Annotated in this window: 24 protein-coding genes and 1 pseudogene; 11 read left to right on the top strand and 14 right to left on the bottom strand. The window is 72.7% G+C overall.

Annotation, left to right across the window (positions count from 1 at the left end; all coding sequences use genetic code 11):
- Positions 1–36 precede the first annotated feature (36 nt).
- A complete protein-coding gene (locus tag N912_RS0107635; RefSeq protein ID WP_245645199.1) occupies positions 37–1,659 on the bottom strand; it encodes a PucR family transcriptional regulator in 1,623 nt (540 codons plus the stop codon).
- Positions 1,660–1,946: 287 nt separating this feature from the next.
- Between N912_RS0107635 and N912_RS66435 the strand changes: the two are divergent.
- Positions 1,947–2,228: pseudogene (locus N912_RS66435) on the top strand (VanZ family protein); the annotation flags it as partial.
- Positions 2,229–2,247: 19 nt separating this feature from the next.
- Here the strand turns inward: N912_RS66435 and N912_RS0107620 are convergent.
- From N912_RS0107620 to N912_RS0107605, 4 genes are read right to left on the bottom strand one after another with little or no spacing between them, the layout of a single operon-like run.
- Positions 2,248–3,009 carry a CoA-transferase subunit beta gene (locus N912_RS0107620; RefSeq protein ID WP_028921981.1) on the bottom strand — a complete coding sequence of 254 codons (762 nt, stop codon included), beginning with the start codon at positions 3,007–3,009 and terminating at the stop codon, positions 2,248–2,250.
- Positions 3,006–3,935, bottom strand: coding sequence for a CoA transferase subunit A (locus N912_RS0107615; protein WP_028921980.1), 930 nt, complete (start codon positions 3,933–3,935; stop codon positions 3,006–3,008). Before N912_RS0107615 ends, N912_RS0107620 begins: the two co-directional genes overlap by 4 nt.
- Positions 3,932–4,891: an LLM class flavin-dependent oxidoreductase gene (locus N912_RS0107610; protein WP_028921979.1), complete on the bottom strand. Its 960-nt coding sequence runs from the start codon at positions 4,889–4,891 to the stop codon at positions 3,932–3,934. Before N912_RS0107610 ends, N912_RS0107615 begins: the two co-directional genes overlap by 4 nt.
- A gap of 28 nt (positions 4,892–4,919) precedes the next feature.
- Complete coding sequence (locus N912_RS0107605; RefSeq protein WP_028921978.1) at positions 4,920–5,696, bottom strand: LamB/YcsF family protein; 777 nt, start codon at positions 5,694–5,696, stop codon at positions 4,920–4,922.
- Positions 5,697–5,844: 148 nt separating this feature from the next.
- On the opposite strand from N912_RS0107605, the gene N912_RS0107600 reads away from it, so the two are divergent.
- Together N912_RS0107600 and N912_RS50140 are read left to right on the top strand one after the other, a co-directional pair.
- The gene (locus N912_RS0107600; RefSeq protein ID WP_028921977.1) at positions 5,845–6,462 is read left to right on the top strand and encodes a 5-oxoprolinase subunit B family protein; all 618 of its coding nucleotides are present in this window, start codon (positions 5,845–5,847) and stop codon (positions 6,460–6,462) included.
- Positions 6,463–6,633: 171 nt separating this feature from the next.
- Positions 6,634–7,539: a hypothetical protein gene (locus tag N912_RS50140; protein ID WP_037062962.1), complete on the top strand. Its 906-nt coding sequence runs from the start codon at positions 6,634–6,636 to the stop codon at positions 7,537–7,539.
- A gap of 55 nt (positions 7,540–7,594) precedes the next feature.
- Here N912_RS50140 and N912_RS50135 read toward each other — a convergent pair whose 3' ends face one another.
- From N912_RS50135 to N912_RS0107560, 6 genes are all read right to left on the bottom strand, one after another.
- Positions 7,595–8,533, bottom strand: coding sequence for a succinylglutamate desuccinylase/aspartoacylase family protein (locus tag N912_RS50135; protein ID WP_051579798.1), 939 nt, complete (start codon positions 8,531–8,533; stop codon positions 7,595–7,597).
- Positions 8,530–10,224 (bottom strand): ABC transporter permease subunit, encoded by a 1,695-nt coding sequence (locus N912_RS0107585; RefSeq protein ID WP_028921976.1) that lies wholly within the window; start codon positions 10,222–10,224, stop codon positions 8,530–8,532. The genes N912_RS50135 and N912_RS0107585 overlap by 4 nt, the downstream gene beginning before the upstream one ends.
- A gap of 10 nt (positions 10,225–10,234) precedes the next feature.
- Entirely contained in the window at positions 10,235–11,350 is a 1,116-nt protein-coding gene (locus N912_RS0107580) for an ABC transporter substrate-binding protein (protein ID WP_028921975.1), read from the bottom strand.
- 18 nt (positions 11,351–11,368) lie between these two features.
- Positions 11,369–12,451: an ABC transporter ATP-binding protein gene (locus N912_RS50130; protein ID WP_051579797.1), complete on the bottom strand. Its 1,083-nt coding sequence runs from the start codon at positions 12,449–12,451 to the stop codon at positions 11,369–11,371.
- A 100-nt stretch (positions 12,452–12,551) separates the two neighbouring features.
- Entirely contained in the window at positions 12,552–13,298 is a 747-nt protein-coding gene (locus N912_RS0107565) for an IclR family transcriptional regulator (RefSeq protein ID WP_028921974.1), read from the bottom strand.
- 73 nt (positions 13,299–13,371) lie between these two features.
- The gene (locus tag N912_RS0107560) at positions 13,372–13,965 is read right to left on the bottom strand and encodes a hypothetical protein (protein ID WP_156993241.1); all 594 of its coding nucleotides are present in this window, start codon (positions 13,963–13,965) and stop codon (positions 13,372–13,374) included.
- A gap of 496 nt (positions 13,966–14,461) precedes the next feature.
- Here N912_RS0107560 and N912_RS64455 point away from each other — a divergent pair, with 496 nt between their 5' ends.
- Complete coding sequence (locus N912_RS64455; protein ID WP_028921972.1) at positions 14,462–14,740, top strand: DUF3040 domain-containing protein; 279 nt, start codon at positions 14,462–14,464, stop codon at positions 14,738–14,740.
- Positions 14,741–14,897: 157 nt separating this feature from the next.
- Here N912_RS64455 and N912_RS0107550 read toward each other — a convergent pair whose 3' ends face one another.
- Complete coding sequence (locus N912_RS0107550; RefSeq protein ID WP_051579796.1) at positions 14,898–15,491, bottom strand: fasciclin domain-containing protein; 594 nt, start codon at positions 15,489–15,491, stop codon at positions 14,898–14,900.
- Positions 15,492–15,677: 186 nt separating this feature from the next.
- On the opposite strand from N912_RS0107550, the gene sigK reads away from it, so the two are divergent.
- The 4 genes from sigK to N912_RS0107530 all read left to right on the top strand — a co-directional run bounded on the left by sigK (position 15,678) and on the right by N912_RS0107530 (position 19,167).
- The gene (sigK, locus tag N912_RS0107545; protein ID WP_028921970.1) at positions 15,678–16,274 is read left to right on the top strand and encodes an ECF RNA polymerase sigma factor SigK; all 597 of its coding nucleotides are present in this window, start codon (positions 15,678–15,680) and stop codon (positions 16,272–16,274) included.
- Positions 16,274–17,047, top strand: a complete 774-nt coding sequence (locus N912_RS0107540) for an anti-sigma factor (protein ID WP_028921969.1) — start codon at positions 16,274–16,276, stop codon at positions 17,045–17,047. The genes sigK and N912_RS0107540 overlap by 1 nt, the downstream gene beginning before the upstream one ends.
- A gap of 84 nt (positions 17,048–17,131) precedes the next feature.
- On the top strand, positions 17,132–17,599 hold the full coding sequence (locus N912_RS0107535) for a DUF4383 domain-containing protein (RefSeq protein WP_028921968.1): 468 nt from the start codon (positions 17,132–17,134) through the stop codon (positions 17,597–17,599).
- Positions 17,600–17,670: 71 nt separating this feature from the next.
- Positions 17,671–19,167, top strand: a complete 1,497-nt coding sequence (locus N912_RS0107530) for a molybdopterin-dependent oxidoreductase (RefSeq protein WP_084210745.1) — start codon at positions 17,671–17,673, stop codon at positions 19,165–19,167.
- 135 nt (positions 19,168–19,302) lie between these two features.
- Here N912_RS0107530 and N912_RS0107525 read toward each other — a convergent pair whose 3' ends face one another.
- Positions 19,303–19,617, bottom strand: coding sequence for an antibiotic biosynthesis monooxygenase family protein (locus tag N912_RS0107525; RefSeq protein WP_028921966.1), 315 nt, complete (start codon positions 19,615–19,617; stop codon positions 19,303–19,305).
- A gap of 66 nt (positions 19,618–19,683) precedes the next feature.
- Here N912_RS0107525 and N912_RS0107520 point away from each other — a divergent pair, with 66 nt between their 5' ends.
- The gene (locus tag N912_RS0107520; protein ID WP_028921965.1) at positions 19,684–20,316 is read left to right on the top strand and encodes a class I SAM-dependent methyltransferase; all 633 of its coding nucleotides are present in this window, start codon (positions 19,684–19,686) and stop codon (positions 20,314–20,316) included.
- A 7-nt stretch (positions 20,317–20,323) separates the two neighbouring features.
- On the opposite strand, the gene N912_RS50125 is transcribed toward N912_RS0107520, so the two are convergent.
- Positions 20,324–21,007, bottom strand: coding sequence for a GntR family transcriptional regulator (locus N912_RS50125; RefSeq protein WP_051579793.1), 684 nt, complete (start codon positions 21,005–21,007; stop codon positions 20,324–20,326).
- A 191-nt stretch (positions 21,008–21,198) separates the two neighbouring features.
- On the opposite strand from N912_RS50125, the gene N912_RS50120 reads away from it, so the two are divergent.
- Together N912_RS50120 and N912_RS60020 are read left to right on the top strand one after the other, a co-directional pair.
- A complete protein-coding gene (locus N912_RS50120) occupies positions 21,199–21,594 on the top strand; it encodes a nuclear transport factor 2 family protein (RefSeq protein WP_037062951.1) in 396 nt (131 codons plus the stop codon).
- A gap of 236 nt (positions 21,595–21,830) precedes the next feature.
- Positions 21,831–24,206: a YVTN family beta-propeller repeat protein gene (locus tag N912_RS60020; protein ID WP_169747828.1), complete on the top strand. Its 2,376-nt coding sequence runs from the start codon at positions 21,831–21,833 to the stop codon at positions 24,204–24,206.
- Positions 24,207–24,280: the final 74 nt, after the last annotated feature.

The raw sequence follows: 24,280 nt of genomic DNA, 5'->3' as shown, positions 1-24,280 counted from the left end.
CCGGTGCCGCCTCGGTAGGTCTTGCCATAGGTGGGGCTACCGGCCGCGGACCTCGTACATCTCCAGCGCCTGCAGCGCCACGGACAGCCGCAGGCACAGCCGGTTGTCGGACATGAGCGGGCCGACCAGGCGTTCCAGCTTGCTGATCCGGTAGCGCATCGTGTTGTAGTGCACGTGCAGGGCGCGCGCCGACTTGGCGACGTTGAGGTGGTGGTCGAGCAGCACCTGCAGGGTCCGGATCAGCTCGCCGCCCTCGCGCTCGTCCAGGCTCAACAGCCCACCCAGGGTGTCGCGGACGAAGTCACGCAGCTCGTCGACGTCGTCGATGAGGCTGAGCAGCCGGAACAGGCCCAGCTCACCGAACAGCGTGACGGTGCCGGGGCCGTGGCTGTGCAGCCCCATCCGCAGCGCCTTGCGGGCCTCCTCGTACCGCGCCGGGATGAGCGCGGGATCGTCCAGCGGGCGGCTGACGCCGATCGAGAACTTCCGCCGGCTGGTCGCCCGCAGCCCCGCCCACACCCGGTGCGGGATCGCCGCCGGGTCGTCGCCGGCGCCGACGATCGCCACCAGGTTCGTGGCGAACGCCGCGGCGGCCGCGCCCCGGTCCTGGTTCCTGATCTCGGCGGACCACAGCTCGATGTGCGGCTGGCGGACCAGGTCGGACGTCGGTGAGCCGTCGCTCCCGACCATCACGACCAGCGGCCGGCGCAGGTCCCAGCCGAACGCCGCGCCCCTGGCCAGCGCGTCCTCGATGTCGGTGCCGCCGGCGGTGACCAGGTCGTGCAGCACGTTGGACTCGAACTGCCGCTCGGCCGCCGAGATCGCGAGCTGCCGGGTGACGTCCAGCGCGGCCACCACCGCCGCCTGGTCGACCGCGACGGTGGCGTCCGGCCCCATCCGCTCGGCGGAACCGGCGACCAGCAGGTGGCCGTGCCGCAGCCGCCCGGCCCGGATCTCCGCGATGATCACGACCAGCCCGGGCTCGGGGGAGTGCACGCCGAGCCTCAGCTCGCGCCCTCGCACCCGTCCGTCCCTGCCGAGCAGGCCCAGCTCCACCAGCCGCCGGTGCCGCTGCTCCGGCCCGGCCATCGCGATCCGCCGGCCGTCGGCGTCGGCGACCAGCACGGTGGCCTCGGCCAGCAGCCCGGAGAGCTGCGCGGCGATCTCGGGCAGTTGGCCGCCGGTCAGCACGATCTGCAGGAAGGCGTCGTGGATCTCCTTCGCCCGCGCGATGGTGACCGCCTGCCGGTTGACGATGTCGGAGAACACCAGGCTCAGGATGTCGTCGAAGGCCACGTCGTCGGGGATCTCGACGATCGGCAGGCCCAGCCGGTCCGCGGCGGCCAGCACCTCGGGCGGCAGCCGTTCGCGCGACGAGCCGAGCTTCACCCCGACCGCGGCCACGTCGCGCGCGGCGAACTCGGTGACCAGCGCGATCAGCTCGTCGGCGGCGTGCGGCAGCGGGTAGCCGGTGCTGAGCATGAACTCGTCGGCCTTGGTCCACGGCAGGATGTCCGGCACCGTCATGACGTTGAGCCGGCGCACCGGGCGGTCCATGCCGTCGCGCCCGGCGAGCACCACCGCCCGCTCCAGGATCGGCATGGCGAGCAGGTCGCGGACCACCAGCCCGTCGCCCCGGTCCCGCGCCGGCTCGGCCACCACAGCGCTCCTCACCACAACCTTCCGTGGACTCGGACGGTCATGGCGGATACTGCCACGCCCGACGCCGCCCGGCCCGTCCGCGCGCCTGTACGGGCTACCGCGAAGGAGGGGTCTTGACGTTCACCGGCGTCGTACTCGTGACGGTCGCCTCGCTGCCGTTGGCCGCCCTGGCGGTGTGGGTGCTGGCGCGCCGTCGTCGCGTCACCGGCGCCACGGCGTCGTGGGCCTGGCGTGCGTCGCTGGCCGAGGTGGGCATCGTCTACGGGACGGCGCCGTGGGTGTGGATGACCATGATGCCCGGTGATGTTCCGGGTCGGGTGAGCCTGGTGCCGCTGGTGGACCTGGTCGACATGGGGCCGACCCAGGTCGTCGGCAACCTGCTGGTGTTCGCCGCGCTGGGGTTCTTCGCCCCGCCGCGGTTCGCCGCGCTGGCCTCGGTACCGAGGATGCTGGCGCTCGCGGCGTGCTGCTCGGTCCTGGTCGAGACAGCGCAGTACGTCCTGCGGCTGGACCGGGTGTCCTCCGTGGACGACGTGCTGCTCAACGCCGCTGGGGCCGGGCTGGCCGCCGCGCTGTCCTGCCGGCTCAGGCCGCGGTGGGGGCCAGCTCGCCGTTCAGCCGGCGCAGCATCGCCAGCTCCTCCGGGTCCGGCGCGGCGAGGCGGGCCAGATCGTCGGCCACCAGCGGCTCGAACCCGGTCGCCGCGAGCACGTCGCTGATCTCGACGCCCGGTTGCAGCGCGCGCACGCGCATGCGGCGGGACTCCGGCTCGAAGTCCATCACGGCCAGGTCGGTGATGACCCGGCTCGGCCCGCCGCGCACCAGCCCGGACCGCTCCCGCGCGCGGCCGCCGTCGAGGTAGCCGGGGCTGGTGACGAAGTCGACCCGTTCGACGAACCGCCGGGGCTCGTGGGTGGTGATCACGAACGTCTGGTTGCACAGCGAGCTGATGTCGTTCGCGCCGCCGGTGCCGGGCAGCCGGACGGTGGGGGCGTCGGCGTCGCCGATGACGCTGGTGTTGATGTTCCCGTGCGCGTCGATCTGGGCGCAGCCGAGGAACCCGTAGTCGAAGAACCCGCGCTGCGCGGCGAGGAAGACGTCGCAGATACCGGTGATCATGTCGGCGTCCACGGCCGCGCACATCTCGTTCGTGGAGTCCGGGAGCCGCCCGGGCCGGGGGCGCAGCCCGACGATGCCGCCCTCCAGCACGATGGTCAGGTTCGGCGCCTGCCGGCGTTTGGCCAGCGCGGAGGCCACCAGCGGCAGCCCGATGCCGGCGAAGACGACGCGGTGGTCGGCGAGCAGGCGGCTGGCCGTGACGGTCATCAGCTCGTCCGCGGTGGTCATGCCGGCATCAGCTCCTGCGCTCCCCGGCGCCGCCGCGCCAGCCGCTCCGGGCCGACCGTCGCGAGGAACCCCGCGAAGTCGGCGTGGGCGCGGACGTGCGCGTCGACGTAGCGCCGCGCGCCCTCGACACCGTGCTCCCTGACCTGGTTCATGTACTCGGTGAAGTGCTCGGCGTCGACCTCGTAGCCGCCGTAGCACTCGTGCGGGTACGAGCCGTACGGCTGGTGCACCACCGCGTCCACCGCGAAGTGCGGGATGACCGTCCGGGTCGGCTCGCGGCGCAACAGCTCCGGCTCGACGATCTCCTCCGCGCTCAGCACCACCCGCCGCGCCGCGTACGCCATGTCCACGTCCATGAACGGGTAGCCGTCGATCTGCGCGTTGCCGTACCGGTCCGCGCGCTGCACGTGCAGGAACGCCACGTCCGGGTGCAGCGCCGGCACCGCGAGCAGCGTCTGCTCGGTGTACGGGCAGGTCACGGTGCGGGCGCCGGTCCGTTCCACCAGGTCGGAGCCGAGCATCGTGGAGGTCGGCAGGAACGGCACGCCCATCGCGGCCGCGCGGTAGCGCATGCCCAGCGCCAGGTGGCTCCACTCCTCGAACCGGGCGGAGCCGCTCTCCACGAAGTGGCGCACCACCCGCGCCAGCCCCCACCCGTGCCCGATGCCCACCCAACTGGTCATCAGCGTGTCCGCGGTGCCGGTGGCCAGCAGCAGCTCGGCCTCGAAGCAGGACAGCGGCCGGGACACCGTCAGCCCGGTCCGCCGTTGCCGCAGCAGCTCGAACACCAGCGCCATCGGCGTCCGGGAGTAGTTCGTGCCCCCGACCGCCACGTGGTCCCCGTCGCGCACCAGCCCGACCGCCTCGGCCGCCGTGGTGACCTTGTCCAGCACCGGCCGGCCTCCGGTCATCGGGAGCTCGGTCATCGGGAGGTCGCCGCCGCGAGACCCGACAGCAACGGCCGCACCTCCGACGCGAACCGCTCGACCTGCTCTTGCCGGTACCGGTAAGGCACCAGCGCGATGTGCTCGACGCCGGCGGAGATGTGCTCGGCGAGCTGCTCGGCGCACTGTTCGGGGGTGCCCCGGATCGCGCTCTCCGGGGTCGCGTCGCTCCACTCCGGGTTGTCGAAGTACTCGGCCAGCCACGGCCCGACCTTCCGGTCCGCGGCCTCGAACGACTCGTCGATGCAGATCGGCAGCTGGGCAACGTTGGTGAGCGCGTTCGGGTCCCTGCCGGCGTCGGCGGCGTGGTCCCGGATCCGGTACCAGGACCTGGCGAAGTCCTCGGCCCGGTAGAAGTAGGTCAGCCAGCCGTCGCCGAGGGTGGCCACCCTGCGCAGCACCCGGTCGACGTAGCCGCCGATGAGCAGGCGCGGCCGGGGTGTCGGGCGCGGCAGCATCCGCACCCGGCGGAAGCTCAGGTCGTCCCACTCGCCGGTCACCTCGTCGTCCGCCCAGAGCCGGTAGCAGATGTCGAGGTTGCGCTCGAACCGTGCGCCCCGGCCCCGGAACGGCGTGCCCGTCGCGTCGAACTCGCGCCGGTACCAGCCGGCGGCCACGCCGAGGGTGAGCCGGCCCTTCGAGATCGCCTGGATGCTGGTGGCGGTCCTGGCCAGCAGCGCCGGGTCCCGGATGGGCAGCACCAGCACGCCGGTGCCCAGCCCGATCGTCGTGGTGTGCGCGGCCAGGGTGGTCAGCGTGGTGAGCGCCTCCAGGCAGGGGAACGGCTGGCGCGAGCCGAGGAAGAGGTGGTCCCAGGCCCACAGCCCGGTGAAGCCCAGCTCCTCGGCGCGCCGCGCGTAGCCGACGAGCGCGTCGATGTCGGGGTTGCTCGCCGCCGAGGTGAAGTTCTCCAGCGCGAGCCCGTAGCTGACAGACATGGGTTCTCCCCGATCGTCGGTGGGCGGGTCAGGGCGCGAGCTCGGACAGCGGCACCAGCCGGATGCCCGCGTCGAGCAGCGCCCGCCGGGTGCGGGTGGCGATGGCCAGCGCGCCCGGCGTGTCGGAGTGCACGAGCAGCGCCCGCCCGTCGACGGTGACCGTCTCGCCGTCGATGGCGGTCAGCTCGCGGTCGGTGACGATCCGCACGGCGCGCGCCGCGGCCTCGTCGGCGTCGCCGAGCAGCGCCTCCGGGTGGGTGCGGGGGAGCAGCAGGCCGTCGCCGGTGTAGGCCCTGTCGACGAACGCCTCGGCGATGGCGCGGACGCCGGCCCGCTCCGCGTGCTTCCAGGTCGCGGTGCCGACCTGGGCGAGCACCGGCAGCCCCGGGTCCCACAGCCGGACGGCCTCGACGATCGCCGCCGCGTGCTCCTCGTTCGTCGCGGCCACGTTGTACAGCGCGCCGTGGGCGCGGACGTAGGACACCCGGGTGCCGGCGGCGCGGGCGAACGCGTCGAGCGCGCCGATCTGGTAGAGCAGGTCGTTCGCGAGCGTCTCGCCGGGCACCGCCACGTAGCGGCGGCCGAAGCCGGCCAGGTCTCGGTAGCTGACCTGGGCGCCCACCGCGACGCCGTTGCGCGCCGCGCGCTCGCAGGTCCGGCGCATGATGTCCGGGTCGCCGGCGTGGAACCCACAGGCGACGTTCGCGCTGGTCACGACGTCGAGCAGGGCATCGTCGTCGGCAAGAACCCACCGCCCGAACCCCTCACCGATGTCGGTCGTGAGCGCCACCTCTACGGATGTCATGGGTTCCCCTCGGCTCGTCCGATGCCCGCATTCGGACCATAACCACGGGCCCCGACCCGGGACTTCGTCAGAGTTCTTCGTCGTTGCCGGCGCTTCTTTGGCGACTAGTGCCAGGGCGAACCCGCGCGGCCGGCCGGATACTTCCGATATGTTCCGGGTGCTGCGCTGCGGCGACACCGGGCTCCTGCTGGAGTTCGGCGACCTGGCGTTGGTACGGCGGATGTACGCCGCGCTGGCCGAGGCCCCGCCGGCGGGGACGATCGACCTGGTGCCGGCCGCGACGACCCTGCTGGTCCGGTACGACCCTTCGCGCACCGATCCGTCCCGGCTGGAGCGCGAGCTGCGGTCGACCACGCCGAACGCCGAGCTGGCGCCCGCATCCGCACTGGTCCAGGTCCCGGTCCGCTACGACGGCGCCGACCTGGACGCCGTCGCCGAGCACACCGGCCTGACCAGGAGCGAGCTGATCGAGGCCCACACCGGCCGGGAGTGGACGGTGGCGTTCGGCGGCTTCTCGCCCGGGTTCGCCTACCTCGCCGACGGCGACCCGAGGCTCGCGGTGCCCCGGCGCCCGGAGTCCCGCACCAAGGTCCCGCCCGGCGCCGTCGGCCTGGCCGGCGGCTTCAGCGCCATCTACCCGCGCGCCTCGCCCGGCGGCTGGCAGCTCATCGGCCAGACCGACCTGAGCGTCTGGGAGATCCACCGCGACCCACCCGCACTCCTGGTACCCGGCACCCGCGTCAAGTTCGTCAAAGCCGGCAGGTGACCCCCCGGCGAACCCCACCCGTACCCCCCACCCGCGAGTCGGGGCTCTCAGCACACTGAGTCGGGCGTTTCAGCACACGTCGGGGCGGGCGGTTATCCACATCGACGGTGGTTGTCCACAAGCGCCGGACTTTGCGTCTCGTTGTGACGCGTTCCGGACGATCGTGGCCGGATGGATCTCCCCCTCGGACTGCATGGCACCTACCTGCAACGAGACCTGATCGAGCGCGTCGGTCGCTACCCGGTCCGAGCGGCGCTGCTCCATGGCGCCCTGGTCCGGCTGTGGCGCCGGGTGCTGGTCGACGCCGAGCGGGCCACGGAGGTGCGGACCCGAGCGGCCGCCGCGTTGCTACTCCATGGGCGTGGATCGGTCCTCGCGGGGCCGACGGCGGCTGGGTTGCACGGGTGCACGGCGATCGACGACGCCGATGTCCACGTGCTGGTGCCGTACGGCCATCCGGCGCGGACTCGGACTGGTCTGGTGGTCCACAACGGTTCGATCCCGCCCACCGACGTGATCGAGATCGACGGCCTGCCTGTCCTCGGCGCGGAGCGGGTGACCTGCGACTTGTTGTGTACGGCTCGGCCGCGCGACGCGATCGCCGTGACCGATCAGATGCTCGTCGCGCAGCCGCCGGAGCGGCGGGAGGTATTCCGCGCTCGGGTCGGTCAGCGCTTGAAGAGTCGGCCCGACCCGCGCGGTACCAGGAGAGGGGCGCGGCTGCTCGGGTTGGCGAGCGGCCGGGCCGAGTCGCCGCCGGAGAGTTGGCTGCTGCTCGAGGTCGTCGATCTCGGTTTCCCGCCGCCCGAGGCCAACTGGCCCGTGCTGTCACCGGCCGGGGTGGAGGTGTACCGCCTCGACCTGGCGTGGCCCGACCAGCGCGTCGCGCTGGAGTACAACGGCTACGCCGTTCACGCCGGCCGGGAGGCGGAGGATGATCTCCGCGCGGAGGACCTGCGTCGGCGCGGGTGGCTGGTCATCCCGGTAGGGAGCGACGACCTGAGCGACAGCACTCGCGTGGAGTACCAGCTCCGGGCGGCATTCGAGCGTCGCGGCTACCGCTGGCCGGTGTGCTGAGACGCCCGACTCAGTGTGCTGAGAGCCCCGACTCGCGGGCGGGGGGTACGGGCGGTTAGGCGGGGCGGGCGGTGGCGCCGTCGGCGACCATGAAGCCGTAGTCGCCGGGCGCGACGTTCGTCATGGACTCGCGGGTGAGGACGAGGATGCTCGGCTCGTAGGGGGCGGTGATGACCTCGAGTTCCTCGAAGGTGTAAGGGCTGAGGATGCGGCCGAGGACGGTGCCCGCCGCGAGGCTCTTGCCGATCTGGTCGGCGCCGAACTCGGACAGGAGCACGCCGCCCACTCGCGGCTGGATGACGGTCAGGGTGGTGACGATCGTCTGGTCGACCGGGGGCGCGGACGGCGAGCCGGGGAGCATGCCGAGGGTGCGCAGCACGTTGGTCGCGCCGCTGACGCCCTTGTCCAGGTAGTGGTCGATGCGCTGGCCGCCCCCGCCGAGCTCGCTGACCATGGCGTTCGCCCCGCGCCGCAGCGCCCAGTCGGTGGCGGAGCCGACGTAGGAGTCGTGGGAGTAGAGCAGCGAGCAGCCGTACGCGCGGGACATGTCCGCGCCGGCCTCGTGCAGGTAGGAGTAGTCGACGGTGGCGAAGTTGCCGCCCGAGTGGAAGTCGATCAGGTGGGTGCTGTCGGCCAGGATCTCGCAGAGCACGGCGGCGATCTGCTCGGTGACCGAGCCGGTGCGGTTGCCGGGGAAGACGCGGTTGAGGTTGAGGCCGTCCAGCGGGGTGTTCCGGTGCAGCGCGGCCAGCGCGAGCGGGTTCGCGACCGGGACCGCGGTGATGGTGCCGGTCAGCTCGGCCGGGTCGACGGTGGCCAGGATGCGGCGCACCGTCTCGGGGCCCAGCGGCTCGTCGCCGTGGATGCCGCCGACCAGCGCCAGGTGCGGCCCGTCGTGGGCGCCGCGCAGGGTGTGGACGGTCAGGCCGAGCCGGTGGCCGTCGGCCAGCGTGGTGACCGGGACCTGCTCGACGGTGCGGGACGGTGCGCTCATGCGGGCGGTGCCTCCTTGGGGTCGCGCAACAGGGTGGTGAAGACGCCGGAGCGGGCGAGCAGCGCCGCTACCGCTCCGGCGAGGATCAGCGCCGCGGCGATCAGGATCGTGGACAGCGCGGCGAGGGTGGGGTCCTGGTACTTCTGCATGTAGGTGTACATCCAGACCGGCAGCGTGTTCTGGTCCGGCGCCAGCAGGAAGATCGTCGTGTCCACCTCGTCGAAGCTGATCACGAAGGCGAACAGGGCCGAGGCGAGCAGCGCCGGCCTGATCTGCGGCAGCGTCGCGAGCCGGAACGCCCGCGCCGGGGTCGCGCCCAGGTCGCGGGCCGCCGCGTCGAGCGCGTCGTCGGCGTTGACCAGCGCGGACGTCACGACGACGGTCACGAACGGTAGGACGATCACGACGTGCGCGGCGACCAGCCCGGCGAGACCGCCGAACAGCCCGACCCGGTGCAGGTACACGAATCCGGCGAAGCCGAAGGCCACCTTGGGCACGACCGCGGGGGACAGGGTGAGCGCTTCGATCAGCGTGCGCCCCGGCGGCGCGTGCCGCACCAGGGAGACCGAGACCAGCGTCCCGATGAACGTCGCGATCACGGTGGTCGCGACCGCGACCTCCAGGCTGAGCAGGGTGGCCTCGCCCAGGCCCGGCTGGCTGAGCAGGTTCGCGTACCACCGGGTGGACAGCCCTGGCGGCGGCCACGTCCCGTAGGACACCGAGGAGAACGACTCGACCGCGACGATCACCATCGGGGCCAGGACGAACACCTCGACGCACGCCAGCCAGGCGACCCAGCCGCGCCCCGCCCCGGCCGGCGACGCCTGCGCGGTGACCCCGCCCTGGGCGGTCCGCCCGGCGAGCCGTTGCAGCCTGCCGAACGCCACCAGCGCCACCGCGGCCAGCGCGAGCAGCACATAGCAGGCGACCGCGGCCAGCGGCCACTCCACGTTCTCCACGTCGTTGTAGATGTCGGTGGCCAGCACCTGCACCCGGCCGCCGCCGAGCAGGCTCGGGGTGGCGAACGAGCTGATCGACAGCGCGAACACCAGCTCGGACCCGGCGATCACGCCGGTGAGGGTGAGCGGCAGCGTCACCTTGGAGAACCGCCGCCAGGCCCCGGCGCCGAGGTCGCCGGCCGCCTCGTCGAGCGCGGAGTCGAGCTGGCCGAGCGCGCTCATGACGGGGAAGACCATGAACGGCAGCAGGATGTGCACCAGCGCGATGATCACCGAGGTCTGCTCGTACATGATCCGCGCCGGGCTCAGGCCGGCGGACTCCAACACCCAGTTCAGCAGCCCGCTGTCGCCGAGGATCAGCTCCCAGCCGTAGGTCCGGGAGATCACGCTGGACAGCAGCGGCGCGAACACGACGAACAGCCCGACATGGCGCCACACCGGCCGCGCGACACGGCTCAGCGCGAACGCGGTGGGGTAGCCGACGACGGCGGTGATCACGGTGGTGAGCAGGCCGACCTCGACGGTCCGCCCGACCACGTCCCAGTGGTGGCCGCCGGTGAGGAACGAGCGCCAGGTGGCCACGGTGCCGCCGATGTCGCCGCCGCCTGGCGGGTACTCGTGGAAGCTGTACTCCAGCAGCGCCACCATCGCGCCGGCGAAGACCGCGAGGATCACCACCGCGGTCGGGGCCGCGAGCAGGTAGCCGGCCCGGTGCCTGCGCACGGTGCTCATCGGCGGGGCGTCAGATCCGCGACGAAACATCGCGATCCCAGCGCTGCCGCCATGCGGTGCTGTTCCTGCCCACCGCGGCGTAGTCGACCTTGATGAAGCGCTCCCGGGTGGCCGGCGCGAACGCCGGCAGGCGCGCGAGCTTGTGCGGGAGCGGCGTCTTCGTGTTCGCCGGCGTCTCGATGCTCGCCGACGCCCACCGGGCCGACCACTTCGGCGAGATCAACTGGTTGATCATGTCGTGGGCCACCTCGAGCTGGTTGTCGGTGGAGCCGGCCACCGCCTGCAGGTACACCGGCTGCGAGATCGCGCCCTCCCGGGGGACCACGTAGCTCAGCGGCGCCCCGGAGTCGATCCACTGCTGGCCGGTGCCGGCGAAGTAGGCGGTCAGCGGCGCGGTGCCGCTGGCGAGCACGTTCAGGTACTGCGGGTTCGAGATGACCATCAGCCGGATCTGCTCGGCGGAGCGCTGCCAGAGCTGCCAGCCGGGCTCCATGTTCTCGATCGAGCCGCCGTTCAGCATGGCCGCCACGAACACCGCGTACCAGGGGTCCTGGAACAGGCAGACCTTGCCCCTGTAGGCGGGGTTCCACAGGTCGGCCCAGGAGGTGGGCGCGGTGGGCAGCTTCTCGTGGTTGTAGACCAGGCCGAACTGGTCGGCGCCGATGCCGATGCCGATGCCGAACTGGTCGTCGCGGCGGAACTGCGCATCGATGTCGGGGGCGTTGGACATCCCCGCGTAGTCCAACCGCGACCACATCCGGTCGCCGATGCCCTTCGCCGTGGTCTGGGCGTTGAAGAAGCCGAGGTTGACCAGCGGCTGGTCGGGCGCCACCTTCTTCTGCGCGAGCATCTTCGCGTAGCCGATGGTGTTCGACTGTTCGTAGATCTCGACCTGGACGCCCCGGTGCGCGGCCTCGTACTCCTTGGCGAACTCCTTCGGCACTGTGGCCAGGTCACCGCCGAGGAAGGCGAACAGCGTCACCTTCAGCTTGCCGTTGGCGCCGGCGCTCGGCGCGGACCGCGAGGGCGGGGCCACGGCGCCACACGCCGAGGTCAGCGCGACGCCTCCGGCCAGGCCGACGGTCTTCAGCCATCGCCGCCTGGACAGCGGCGCGGATCCGGACATGTCATCGCTCCTGACGGCTCAGTGGTCGAGCATCGCGGCGGCGTCGACCTGCCAGCCGGCCTCGACGTCGGCGCCGACGGCCAGCGCGGGCGCGGCGTCCTCCCGCTGTTCGGCGGTCACCGCGACGCCCGAGGCCAGCCGGACCTGGTACCGCACGCTCGCTCCCTGGAAGACGATCTCCTCCAGCCGGCCGGGGAAGCGGTTGCCGTACCCGTCGGGCAGCCGCGGCGCCACGGCCACCCGCTCGGGCCGCACCGAGGCGACCCGGCCCGTGCCCGGCACCTTGATCGACAGTCCGGAGGCGGCGAGGACGCCGTCGGTGACCGTGCCCTCGAACAGGTTCGTGTCGCCCAGGAACGTCGCGACGAACCGGGTGCGCGGGGACCGGTAGAGCGTGACGGGGTCGCCGGTCTGCTCGATGCGGCCCTGGTTCATCACCGCGATCCGGTCGGACATGGTGAGCGCCTCGACCTGGTCGTGGGTCACGTAGAGGAACGTGGTGCCCGAGTCCTGCTGGATGTGCTTGAGCGCGCGCTGCATCTGGGCGCGCAGCTTGAGGTCGAGCGAGCCGAGCGGCTCGTCGAGCAGCAGCACCGCCGGCCGGTTGGCCAGCGCCCTGGCGATCGCGACCCGCTGCTGCTGGCCGCCGGACAGCTGCGCCGGCAGCCGGCGCTCGTATCCGGTGAGGTCGACCAGCTCCAGCATCTCACCCACCGTGCGGGCGGTCTCCGCGCGCGACCGGCGGTGCAGCCGGGGCCCGAACGCGACGTTGTCCGCGACCGTGAGGTGCGGGAACAGCGCGAGCCGCTGGAAGACCAGGTTGGTCGGGCGGCGGTGCGCCGGGCGGCCGGCGACGGACTCGCCCCGGATCAGCACCTCCCCGGCGGTGGGCTCCTCCAGGCCGGCGAGGATCCGCAGCGTGGTGCTCTTGCCGCAGCCCGACGGGCCGAGCAGGGAGAAGAACTCCCCGCGGTGGACGTCCAGGGAAACGCCGTCCACGCCGGTCGAACCACCCGGGTACTCCTTCCGCACGCCGCGCAGCTCGGCATCGGGCGGTTGGGCACCGGGCGGTTGGGCACCGCGCGGCGGCCCGCCGGTCATGACCGCCCCGTCAAGACCCAGACCTGGTCCAGCCAGCCGTGGTAGGCGCCCTCCGCCTTCGCCACCGCGTCGTTGACCGCCGGATGCAGGCTCGCGGACGTCATGCGGTGCTCCTCGGGGTCGGCGAGAGCGCCGCGACCTGCGCGCGCAGCGCGGGCAGGCAGCTCTCGGCGTGTTCGGGGGTGAACCGGGCGGCCGGCCCGGCGATCGACAGGCCGCCGACCGCGTGCCCGTCGCCGTCGAGCAGCGGCGCGGCCCGGCAGCGCAGGCCGACGGTGAAGGTGCCCTCGTCCACCGCGTACCCGTCGGCGGTGGCGGTCGCCAGCTCCTCCTCCAGCCGGTCCAGGGTGGCGTCCGCGTCCTCCCCGACCGCCGCCCGGAGCACCGCTGCCCTGCGTTGCGCCGGCAGCCGGGACAGGATCGCCTTGCCCATGGCCGAGGTGTGTGGGGCGATGATGTCGCCGACCCGCGCCACCGCCCGCAGCGAGTGCGTCGGCTCCTTCCTGGCCACCAGGACGATCTCGTCGCCGACCAGCAGCCCGGCGCTCGCGCTCTCGCCGGCCTGGTCGCTCAGGGCCTCCACGGCGGCCTTCAACCGGTCGGTGTCGCGCAGCCGCTCGATCGCGCCCATCGCGACCCGCAGCAGCCGAGGGCCCGCCGCGTAGCCCGCGTCCGGCAGCTGCACCAGGAAGCCGTGCTCGCCGAGCAGGCCGAGCAACCGCGACGCCGTCGACACCGGCACGCCGGCCGCCGCCGCGATCTCCGACATCGGCAGCGGCGCGCGCTCGTGCGTCACGGCCACGTCGATGACGTCTAGCAGCCGGGCCAGGTAGCTCGGCCGGGCCACCGGATCATTCCCGTTGAATGAAAGCCGCTTTGCGTTCATTGAGAGGGGACGGTAGGTGTGCCCCTCCAGGCTGTCAACGCCCGGCGTCGGTCGCGGCGCGCAGCGTCGAGTGTCGCAGCTTGAGGGCGCGGTCCTTGTTGAACGGCGAGTGTGCCTGGTCGGGCTCGGTCTGGTGGGCGATGCCCACGGAGTTGAGCACGCCGAACATCGTCACCAGGTGCGAGATGCGGGTGTCGTCCGGGTCGGTCGGGCGGCGGTCGTCGGCGACGGTCAGCTCGATGGCGCGGGCCAGCCAGCGCGCCTCGGCGTACAGGCCGGCGTTCTGGACGGCGGTGACCATGTGGTGCCGGATCGTCCCGGGCGACTGGCCGCGCAGCAGCAGGATGCGGTGCTTGCTGATCGGGAAGAGCCGGCCGTGCTCGTGCAGGTACGCCAGTTCGAGGGCGTAGGCATGGCCGTAGCTGCAGTACCGGCACCCGTTGACCAGCGAGATGGTCGTGCAGATGAGGTGGGTGCGGACCGGGCCGAGGGCCGCCAGGGAGCGCTGGTAGCGGGGCATGTTCCAGGCGAACCAGGCCAGCGCCCGGACCGGGCCGAGCTCGCCGACGATCGGCGCCATCAGGCGGGGCGGGAAACCCCACAGGTGCATGCCGAGACGTTCCAGCACGACGGTTATCACGCGTGTTGGCGCACTGGATGCCATGATTTTCTCCCCCGGGGGAAGGGACTTTGATAGTAGCCATAGCGATTTGCATCTGGATCGTGCAACGACTGATCTTTACGCGCGTTCTACCCGATCGGGTGGTTCGCGCGTCGGACTTCGGGGGACGCGGGATCTACTTACTGATGTGAAACAACTACCGCCGTAGGAACGGGAGCGTTATTGCCAGGTCGTGCCGATAGGTGACCGGCGAAGCTAGCGGCGCTTGTTCCGCACCGGTCGGGATGCATTTGCGTTTGTATACGGAATGCGCCGAGTCCCGCGATCCCGACGACGCGCCGACGGCGGCCACCTCCCCGCCCGGGCGAGGAGGGTTGACACCACCGGACGCCGCCCGGTCGCTCCTCGTGTGTGGATGGTCGGGCGTGTCATTCGAACGGGTAATACGACGTGTCGCGGCCGGTGTTCGAGAATGGGACGGTCGTCATGCGGGGAGGACACCATGCTCAGCGAGCGCGAACGCCGCGTACTGCGAGACATCGAACGACGGATCAGCACCGAAGATCGGCGCTTCGCCGAGGCCATGCGCCGGCCGTTACCCGGCCGGAGCTGGATGCGCCGTGTATATGACGTCACCATCGTTGTCGCCGCCGCGCTCGCCGTGCTGTGCCTCGCGCTGGCACCGGTCGGGGCCTTCGGTGCGGGCCTGGTCGCCGCCGGGCTCGCCGTTGGGGCGTTCTACCTGCGACGCCAGCACTTCCCGGGCCGGTCCCGCGGCTAGCGGCGGCCGCGAATTCCCTCGGCGTAGTTTCGCGAAACGGCGCAAGCGAATGGCGCTTGTTCGTGCCGCGGTTTCGCGCGAACGAGAAAGAATGCGGAGGCAAACCGGTGGGCGGGCCGCCCGAATCGAGCGGCCCGCCGGTGCGTGACGGTTTCACTCAGCTCGACGCGGCGGTCGGCATGAGCACGCCGTCGATGATGTACACCGTGGCGTTGGCGGTTTGTACGTCACCGCAAATGACATGGGCGGTGCCGTTGATGGTGAAGTCCTGTCCGGTGCCGGACGTCTTGAGGGTGGCGCCTTCGAGGGTCTTGAAGTTGCCGGCGGCGAGCTCTGCGGGGGTGATCCGCTGCCCGACCACGTGATAGGTGAGGACCTTGGTCAGCGTCGCGTTGTCGGCGAGCACCTTCTCCAGGTCGGCCGGCGGGATCTTGCCGAAGGCGTCGTTCGCCGGCGCGAACACCGTGATGTTCTGCGCGCTGTTCAGGGTGTCCACCAGGTTGGCCTTCTTGACCGCGCCGACCAGGGTGGACAGCACCGGGTTGTGGCTGGCGGCGGTGGCGACCGGGTCGGCCGCCATGCCCTGGAAGCTGCCCGGCCCGTTGGCGGGCACCGCGCCGCAGGCGGGGCCGAACTGGCTCCCGGCCGCCGGCACCGGAGCGGCCGCCGCCGCGCTGCCGCCGCCGATGGCAACCAATGCGGCGGTGGCGATTCCGACCGTCAGGGTGGCGATGAGTGGTTTGATGCGCACGTTCGGTCCTTTCGAGAAGGTGGTGCCGCCTCGGTGGGCGGCCGGACGCTTTCGTGGGTGGTTCGCGCCAACCGAGGCACCGGCTTGGTCCACGGCCTCATTCACCCGTTCGGGCGCGGGTAGGCCAATCCGGGGCGGCGCCGGCGGCGAATGCCGGGTAACTACCGACGGCGGGAGAGGCGCGCGATGCCAGAGTCGAGGTGGCCACCACGGCCGGGCGGGGAGCGCGGCGGGCCGGACCAGGAGTCGCCCGAGGAGCTGCTGACCCGGGTGGGCGCGGGCGACGAGTCGGCGTTCGAACGGCTCTACCCGCTGGTCGCCGGCCCGGTGTTCGGTGTGGTGCGCCGGGTGGTGCGCGACCCGGCGCAGAGCGAGGAGGTCACCCAGGAGGTGCTGGTGGAGCTGTGGCGGACCGCGCCGCGCTACGACCCGTCCAGGGGCGGCGCGTTGAGCTGGGCCTTGACCCTGGCCCACCGGCGGGCGGTGGACCGGGTCCGCCGCGCCCAGGCCAGCATCGACAGGGACGCCCGGGTGGCCGCCGAGTCGGTGCGCCGGGACTTCGACGAGGTGGTCGAGGAGGTCGGCGCCCGCCTGGAGCGCGAGCAGGTCCGCCGCTGCCTGGGGTCGTTGACCGAGCTGCAGCGCGAGTCGGTGGTGCTGGCCTACTACGGCGGCCGGACCTACGTGGAGGTGGCCGCCGTGTTGCGGGCGCCGCTGGGCACGGTCAAGACTCGGTTGCGGGACGGGCTGATCCGGCTGCGCGACTGTCTGGGGGTGGCGTGATGACCAACCCCGACGTGCACACCCTGACCGGCGCCTACGCGGTGCACGCGCTCGACGAGCTGGAGCGGCGCGCGTTCGAGGCGCACCTGGCCGAATGCCCGGACTGTGCCCGCGAGGTGGACGAGCTGCGCGCGGCGGCGGCCAGGCTGGCCGGCGCGGTCTCCGAGCCGCCCCCGGAGCGGGTGCGCCGGCGGGTGATGGCCCAGGTGGCCGCCACCCGCCAGGACCCGCCGGCCGCCTCCGGGGCACCCGCGCCGCCGGGCGACGGCCACCCGCGCCGCTGGGCGAGCTGGGCGAGCCGGCTCACCGCGGCGGCCGCGATCGTGGCGGTGGCGGCGGCCTCGGCGCTCGGGGTGGCCGCCGCGCGCGCCGAGCGCGAACGCGCCGCCGCGCAGGCCGAGGTCTCCCGGCTGCAGAGCCAGTACCAGCAGGTGGCGCAGCTGGCCACCGCACCGGACGCCCGCGCCGGCACCGGTACGGGGGTCAACGGCGGCACCGCGTTCGTGCTGGCCTCCCACTCCCTCGACCAGGCGGTCCTGTTGACCTCGCTGCTGCCGACGCCACCCGAGGGACGCACCTACCAGGCCTGGCTGATCGGGGGCGGCCAGCCGCGCCCGGTGGGCCTGGTCCCGTCGAACACGTCGGAGGCGACGGCCCCGCTGGTGTTCAACGGCCTCGCCGGCGCCGCCAAGGTCGGGTTGACCATCGAGCCCGCCGGCGGCTCGCCGCAACCCACCACCACCCCCGTGGTCCTGTTCGACCTGCCGTCCTGACCCGGCGATCACCGGGCACCAATCCGGGCACCGCCCGGCGCCGAACCAGCTCATGACCTGTCACCAAGCAGAGAGTGAACGATCATGAGCCAATCCAGCGTCCGGGCCGGCAAGGCCCCCGTGCAGCTCGCCTCCGGCGCCGTCGGGGCGGTGTTCGCGCTGGTGGGCGTGCTCGGGTTCGTCCCGGGGATCACCACCGGCTACCACGAGATGTCCGTGTTGGGCCACCAGTCGCACGCCATGCTGCTCGGGCTGTTCGCGGTGTCGGTGCTGCACAACGTCGTGCACCTGCTCTTCGGCGTCGCCGGCCTCGCCCTGGCGCGGACCCCCGGAACGGCCCGGGGGTTCCTCCTCGGCGGCGGCGCGGTCTACCTGGTGCTGTGGCTGTACGGGCTGGTCGTCGAGCAGTCCGGGCCGGCCAACTTCGTGCCGGTCAACACCGCCGACAACTGGCTGCACCTCGCGCTCGGCCTGGTGATGATCGCCCTCGGCGTGGTCACCGGGCGCGGTGACCAATCCAGGTCCGTGGGACGCCGCGAACCATCTACGTGAGCATCACATCGCCTGGTAGTCGAATCGTGTTGACCCGGCCGGTCGCGGCATCGATCGGGATCGTGTCCGTCATGGCCGCGCTGGGGGTGGGCCAGCTGGCCGCCGGGCTGGTTGCGCCCGCCTCCGCGCCGGTGCTGGCGGTGGCCGACGCGGTGGTGCGGCTGTCCCCGGAGTGGCTGACCGAGATCGGCAAGGGACTGGAGTTCCCGGCGTTGGGGCTGGTCAAGGGCGTCGCGGACAAGGTGGCGCTGCTGGCCGGCATCGGCGGGGTCGTCCTGCTGCTCGCCGCGGCGGCGGGGGTCGCGTCCCGCCGCCGCCCGCTGCCCGGGCGGTTGCTGATCGTGGCGCTCGGCGCGGCCGGGCTGGCTGCGGTGGTGTCGTCGCCGGTGTTCGGGCCGGCGCACCTGGTGGCCCCGCTGGCCGCCCTGGTCGTCGGCCTGGCCGCGTTCGACGCGCTGCGCATCCTGGCCACCGGGCACTCGGCGGACGGCGAGCCCCGGCTCCCGGCCCGGCGGGGCGCGCTGCTGGGCATCGCCGCGGTCGGTGCCGGCGCGCTGGCCACCGGGCTCGGCGGCCTCACGGTGGCCGCCACTCGTACCACCCGCCCGGGGACGATCACGGCCGCGCGGCCCGCGCCGCCGGTGCCGCCCGGCGCGGACTTCGCCCAGGTCGGCACGCCCACGTTCGTCACCGACAACCGCGACTTCTACCGCATCGACACCGCGATCCAGGTCCCCCGGATATCCGCCGAGGACTGGTCGCTGCGGGTGCACGGCATGGTCGACACCCCGCTGCGGCTGGGCTACGACGACCTGCTCGCCGGCCCGCTGCTGGAGAGGACGATCACGCTGACCTGCGTGTCCAACGAGGTCAACGGCGGGCTCATCTCCACCGCGAACTTCACCGGGGTGTCCCTGCGCGAGCTGCTGCTGCGGGCCGGCCCCCGGCCGGGGGCGGACCAGATCCACTCCACCAGCGTCGACGGCTGGACCGCGGGCACCCCCACCGACGTGGTCATGCGCCCGGACAGCGACGCGTTGCTGGCCGTCGCCATGAACGGCCAGCCGCTGCCGCCCGAGCACGGCTACCCGGTCCGGATGGTGGTGCCGGGGCTGTACGGGTTCGTCTCGGCCACCAAGTGGCTCACCGACCTCGAGCTGACCACGTTCGACGCCACCCAGGCCTACTGGACGCGCCGGGGCTGGGCGCAGCGGGCGCCGATCAAGACCCAGTCCCGCATCGACCGGCCGCGGCCGCTGGCCACCGTCACCCCCGGCCCCAACGGCCAGGTCACCCTCGCCGGCATCGCCTGGGCTCAGACCCGGGGCATCGACAAGGTCGAGGTCCGCCTCGACGAGGCCGGCGCCTGGCGGCCAGCCCAGCTCTCCGCCCAGGTCAACCGCGCGACCTGGCGCATGTGGCGGCTGGACGTCCCGCTCGCGCCGGGCAGCCACTTCGTCCAGTGCCGGGCCACCGACGCCACCGGCGCCACGCAGACCCCGCAACCCGCCCCGCCCATCCCCGACGGCGCCGCCGGCTGGCCCGGCATCCGCTTCACCGTCGCCTAGCCCGTCGTGAAGAGGCTGGTACGGCTCGGACGCGCGCTGCGGGCCAGGATCATCAGGGCCGTCTCGGTCGGCGAGGACCGAGCCCTCTGGCCGCTCGAAGGCGCCGACGAGCCGGTCGAGGCACCCCCGCTGAGGTTACGGCGACTCGACTCCCGGTAGCCAGGACTCGTGCAGGTCGAGGATCTCTACCGACTGGGGTGCTCGCAGGAACCCGGTGGCCGAGATCGCGGCGACGGTGTCCTGGTAGTCGATGGACGTGTCCAGCGCGTTGACCGCCTCCCGGTCGAGCCATAACGTGATCACCACGCGGGTGCCTTCGGACCGGGTGAACAGGACCCCGCTGAACCCGGGCTGGCGGCGGAACATGGGCAGCGAACGTTGGTGGGCGAAGCGCTCGTACTCGTCGGCGCGGGACTCATCGAGGCCGGTGCGCCAGATGCGGGCGATCACGAAGCAACCGTACGCGGCATGCCCAGGCGGCCGCGGCTGTCACCGGGGGATGGGGAGGGTGTGCCTGTGACCGATCGGATCGCCGCGAGCTATGACGCGATCGCCGAGCAGTACACGGAGGCGGTCGCCGACGAGCTGGACGGCAAGCCGCTCGACCGGGCGCTCCTGGACTGCTTCCTGGAGCAGCTACCGCCGGGCGCGGGCGTGTGCGACGTGGGTTGCGGTCCCGGCCAGGTGGCCGCCTACCTGCATGAGCACGGCACCCGCCCGGTCATGGGCGTCGATCTTTCCGGTGCCATGGTGGCGGTGGCCGCGCGCGCCCACCCCGCGATCAGGTTCGAGCAGGCCACAATGACCGAGCTTCCGATGCCCGACGGCACCCTGGCCGGCATCACGGCGTTCTACTCGATCATTCACCTCGACGACGCCGAGCTGCGCAAGGCCGCCGCGGAGTTCGCCCGGGTCCTGGCGCCGTCCGGCCGGGCGTTGGTCGCGTTCCACGGCGGCGACCAGGTGGTGCACGCGGATCGCTGGTTCGACCAGCCCGTCGACCTGGACGGGTACCACCGGCCGCCCGAGCTGGTCGCCTCGGTTCTGGAACAGGCCGGACTCGACGTGGACGCGACGGTCACCCGCCGGCCCTATCCCGGCGAGCTGCCGACAACCCGCTGCTACCTGATGGCCAGCCGGCCGGCATGACGCCGGCTCACGGGACGGGGCACGCGCCGGACATGTGGTCCAGGCAGATGACCCGGACGCGCTCGGTGTGCCCGCGCATGATCTCGGCGGCGAGCCGGGCACGCCCGGCGCGAATGGCGTCGACGAGCTCGTGGTGCTCGGCCCAGGGCCGCCCGGCCAGGTCGTCCGTCGTCATGGCGTAGTACCACTGGGCGCGCCTGTCGAGCTGGCCGGCGAGCCTGGCGAGCGCGGTGTTGCCGGAGGCGGCGGCGACGGCGGCGTGGAACTCGCCGTTCACGGCGACCATCTCGTTGCGGCCGCCCCGGGCTCGCGCCGCGTCTCCCAGCCGGCAGAGCTCGACCAGCCGCCCGAGGTGCGAGCCACCGGCGCGACCGGCGGCCAGCCGCGCGCACTCGGCCTCGAGCAGGGTCCGCACCGCCAGGACCTGGCCGACCTCGTCGCGGTCGGGCGCGTGCACGAACGCCCCGTGCGCCGGCCACAGGTCCACCCACCTGTCGGTGCCGAGCCGCCGCAACGCCTCCCGGACCCGATGCCGGGACACGCCCAGCCGCTTCGCCAGGTCGTACTCCACCAGGTGCTCCCCGGGGCGCAGCACGCGTTCGATGATCATTTGGCGGATGGCCCCGTAGGCGTCCCTCGGCCGGGGAACGCGCCGCCCGAGCTCGTCGGGCGGCGTGTCGGGCTGCGGCATCCTGCCTCCGGAGGAACGCGCGGGCTTGCGCGGTGATCATGAGGTCGGCCGCCGCACGGCGCAACTCGAGGTACACCGGCGGCGGAAACCGTCAAACCGCCCCCGGTGACGTCGGTCAAGCAGTAGCGTCACCACGGGCGCGCTGCGGCGTCGGGGGTATTTCCGGGGGCCACTTGGCAACGGAGGCGGAAATGCTTGATCACGGCCTTGAAGGGCTCGTGGTTTATGAGCTGGTTGCGCGGTGGGCCGACGCGGAGCGGGACGGAGATCGAGAAGCGCTCGACGCATTGCTGGACGACGGACTCATCGTGGTCGGCCCGTTCGGGTCGGTGACGGGAAAGGAGGGCTGGCTCCGGCGACATACCGGTGACGAACCGGTGTACTCGTTGTTCTCCTGGAGCAATATCAGGGTTCGCGCGCATGCGGATGCCGTGGTCGTCGTCGTGCTGGTCGAACAGGTCGGGACCTACCTCAGCCGCGAGCCGTCCGGCCTGTTCCAGGGAACCCTTGTCGTGTTGCGGGATCGCCTGACCAAGCGTTGGATGATCGTGGCGATGAACTTCACCCCGTTGCGAGAGCCTTGCTAGTGCGGCCCGGAGGTGTTGATTGATCTTTACCGTACCCCGTGGTTGCCGACCGTTATCCAGCTCGCTGGCCGGTATCTCTGGACGCGCTGCGTGCTCGTGGGTAGCTTCGCAGTATTGGCGGGTGGTGTTCCATCCGCCGGATTCTCTGCTGAGGCGCGGCCGTCGGTAGAGGAGGTCGGGGCATGCGGTCGAGGCAAAGGTGCGCACTGCCGGGGTGCGAGGCGTATGTCGCGCCGGTGGCGAGTGACGATGCGGGGAGGTACTGCTCGGCCTCCCACCTGCGGGCGGGGCTGCGCCTGCGCCGGGCTGCGGGAACGCAAGAGCCGGGAACGCGAGAGCTGGGAACGCGGGAGCCCGGTCCCGGTGGCGCGCGCCGCCAGGGCGGGGCCGCCGAGCAGACCGACGTCATCGGTGTCCGGCAGCCGGACCAGGGCCAGGACGAGGCCGAGGAGCAGGCGGCTCGCTCGGCGAACGGACACGCGCCGGCGCCGCCCCGCGACCAGGGTCGGGTGGGCCGGCCGGACTCGGGCTGGCGCGGTGCGCTGTTCTCGGCGTCCGGGGGCCTGATCAACCCGGGGGTGGGCCGCGCGGAGGTGGCGCGGGCCGGGCTGGTGCGGCGGATTCGCGGTGAGCTGTCGGGTCCGCTGGAGGTGATGGTCTGCTCCCTGAAGGGGGGAGTGGGCAAGACGACGGTCGCCGCGTGCCTGGGCCTGGTGCTGGCCGAGCACCGCAGTGAACGGGTGGTGGTGCTGGACGCCGACCCGCACGCCGGCACCCTCGCCGACCGGCTCACCGGCGGCACCGGCAGGTCGATGCGCAAGCTGATCAACGACATCGACCGCATCGACTCCCCGACCGCCGTGACCCGCTACACCGGCGAGGCCGGCGGGCTGCACGTGATCGCGGGCGACCAGGACCCGGCGACGGGGGAGTCGTTCGACGGCGCCGAGTACGAGCGGATCTGCGCGCTGCTGACCCGCTACTACGACATCGTGATCACCGACTGCGGCAGCGGCCTGGCGCAGTCCACGATGAACACCGCCATCTCCCGCACCGGGGCGCTGGTCGTGGTGGGCACCCCGACGGTGGACGGCGCCAGCCGCGCGGCCAAGACGCTGGACTGGCTGCGGGCGAACGGCCACGCCGAGAAGGCCGCCGACGCCGTGGTGGTGCTGTGCCGCGACCAGACCAGCGAGCAGATCCACCGTGACCGGCTGATCACCTACTTCGCCGCTCGCTGCCGGGCGGTGGTGGAGATCCCGCACGACCCGACGCTGGCCGTCGGCGGGCGGATCGACCCCACCGCCATCCGCGACGAGGTGTGGAGCTCGTTCCTGCGGCTCGGGGCGCTGGTCGTCGAGCCCGACCTGTCCACCGACGACCCGGGTGCCCGCCGGCCGCCGCCCCCGCCGCCCCCGTCGTCGCGCCGGCCCGATCCGGGCCTACCGCGGCGCCGAGCCGAGCACGCGCCGGCCGCGCCCCGGCACCGCACCCGCAGGCGCGGCCGGCGCGTGCTCGTCGCCGTCGGCATCACGCTCGCGCTGCTGGCCGGCGGCCTGGCCGGGGTCGCGTTCGTCACCCAGAACGCGTCGCCCCCGGCCGCGGCGGCCGCCGTACCACCGCCCGAGGCCGCGCCGCCGCCCGAGCCCGAGCTCCCGGCGGCCCCGCTGATCCCGGCCGCCGCGCCGGCGATCGCCCCCAGCGTGCCGATACCCACCCTGGGTGCGCCGATCGCGGCCGGTGCGACGCCGGCGTTCGTCGCGGCCACCCCGGACGGCCAACGGGCCTACGTGGCCAACGCCGACGCCAAGGCCATCACCGTTGTGGACACCGCGACCAACCAGGTCAGCACCACGATCCCGGTGGAGGCCGGCCCGCCGCAGTTCCTCTCGTTCTCCCCGGACGGCCGTCGGCTGTACATCAGCATCTTCAACGAGCAGCGCACCATCGCGATGATCGGCGTGCTGGACACCACAACGAACCAGATGGTCGCCACCGTGCCGGTGCGGACCCGCCCGTTCGCGTCCGCCGTCACCCGGGACGGCAAGCGGCTGTACGTGCCCAACCACGACTCGGGGTCGATCTCGGTCATCGACACCGCCACCAACGCCGTCATCAAGGACATCAAGGTCGCGGCCAACCCGCACTGGATCGACATGAGCCACGACGGCACCCGCGCCTACATGGCCAACCACGAGTCCAACCTGATCTGCGTGCTGGACCTGGCCACCGACAACGTCATCGCGCGGATCCGGGTGCCGACCAGCCCGCACAGCGTCGCGGTCCACCCCACCCGCCCGCTGCTGGCGAACGTCAACTACGACGCGAACTCCGCCACGTTCATCGACACCAACACCAACCAGGTCATCGCCACCGTGCCCGTCGGCCGCAACCCGCAGGCCATCACCTGGGCGCCCGACGGCCGGTTCGCCTACACCGTGAACAACACCGACGGCACGGTGTCCGTGATCGACGCCGACGGCTTCCGGGTCACCGCCACGATCCACACCGGGAACGGCCCGACCAGCGTGGCGGTGCTGCCCAACGGCCGGGGCGGCTACGTCACCAACCTGGACGGCCAGACGGTGAGCGTCCTGCACCCCCAGGGCTGACCGGGAGCGCTGTGTTCTCGCCTCACGCGCCGGCGGGGCTGGATGAGCGCTTCGTTGTGGTTGCTTTCCCACCG

The sequence above is a fragment of the Actinospineispora acaciae DSM 45401 genome (assembly GCF_000620785.1).
GTDB lineage: Bacteria > Actinomycetota > Actinomycetes > Mycobacteriales > Pseudonocardiaceae > Pseudonocardia > Pseudonocardia acaciae.
Note: the sequence above shows the minus strand (reverse complement) of the source record. Positions and strands in the feature narration are given on the sequence as shown.

Coding starts and splice junctions, on each gene's coding strand:
- N912_RS0107620 (WP_028921981.1), bottom strand. CDS start 3,009: ATGACCACCGCGGACGAGCTGATGACCGTCACGGCCAGCCGCCTGCTC.
- N912_RS0107615 (WP_028921980.1), bottom strand. CDS start 3,935: ATGACCGAGCTCCCGATGACCGGAGGCCGGCCGGTGCTGGACAAGGTC.
- N912_RS0107610 (WP_028921979.1), bottom strand. CDS start 4,891: ATGTCTGTCAGCTACGGGCTCGCGCTGGAGAACTTCACCTCGGCGGCG.
- N912_RS0107605 (WP_028921978.1), bottom strand. CDS start 5,696: ATGACATCCGTAGAGGTGGCGCTCACGACCGACATCGGTGAGGGGTTC.
- N912_RS0107600 (WP_028921977.1), top strand. CDS start 5,845: ATGTTCCGGGTGCTGCGCTGCGGCGACACCGGGCTCCTGCTGGAGTTC.
- N912_RS50140 (WP_037062962.1), top strand. CDS start 6,634: ATGGATCTCCCCCTCGGACTGCATGGCACCTACCTGCAACGAGACCTG.
- N912_RS50135 (WP_051579798.1), bottom strand. CDS start 8,533: ATGAGCGCACCGTCCCGCACCGTCGAGCAGGTCCCGGTCACCACGCTG.
- N912_RS0107585 (WP_028921976.1), bottom strand. CDS start 10,224: ATGAGCACCGTGCGCAGGCACCGGGCCGGCTACCTGCTCGCGGCCCCG.
- N912_RS0107580 (WP_028921975.1), bottom strand. CDS start 11,350: ATGTCCGGATCCGCGCCGCTGTCCAGGCGGCGATGGCTGAAGACCGTC.
- N912_RS50130 (WP_051579797.1), bottom strand. CDS start 12,451: ATGACCGGCGGGCCGCCGCGCGGTGCCCAACCGCCCGGTGCCCAACCG.
- N912_RS64455 (WP_028921972.1), top strand. CDS start 14,462: ATGCTCAGCGAGCGCGAACGCCGCGTACTGCGAGACATCGAACGACGG.
- sigK (WP_028921970.1), top strand. CDS start 15,678: ATGCCAGAGTCGAGGTGGCCACCACGGCCGGGCGGGGAGCGCGGCGGG.
- N912_RS0107540 (WP_028921969.1), top strand. CDS start 16,274: ATGACCAACCCCGACGTGCACACCCTGACCGGCGCCTACGCGGTGCAC.
- N912_RS0107535 (WP_028921968.1), top strand. CDS start 17,132: ATGAGCCAATCCAGCGTCCGGGCCGGCAAGGCCCCCGTGCAGCTCGCC.
- N912_RS0107530 (WP_084210745.1), top strand. CDS start 17,671: ATGGCCGCGCTGGGGGTGGGCCAGCTGGCCGCCGGGCTGGTTGCGCCC.
- N912_RS50125 (WP_051579793.1), bottom strand. CDS start 21,007: ATGCCGCAGCCCGACACGCCGCCCGACGAGCTCGGGCGGCGCGTTCCC.
- N912_RS50120 (WP_037062951.1), top strand. CDS start 21,199: ATGCTTGATCACGGCCTTGAAGGGCTCGTGGTTTATGAGCTGGTTGCG.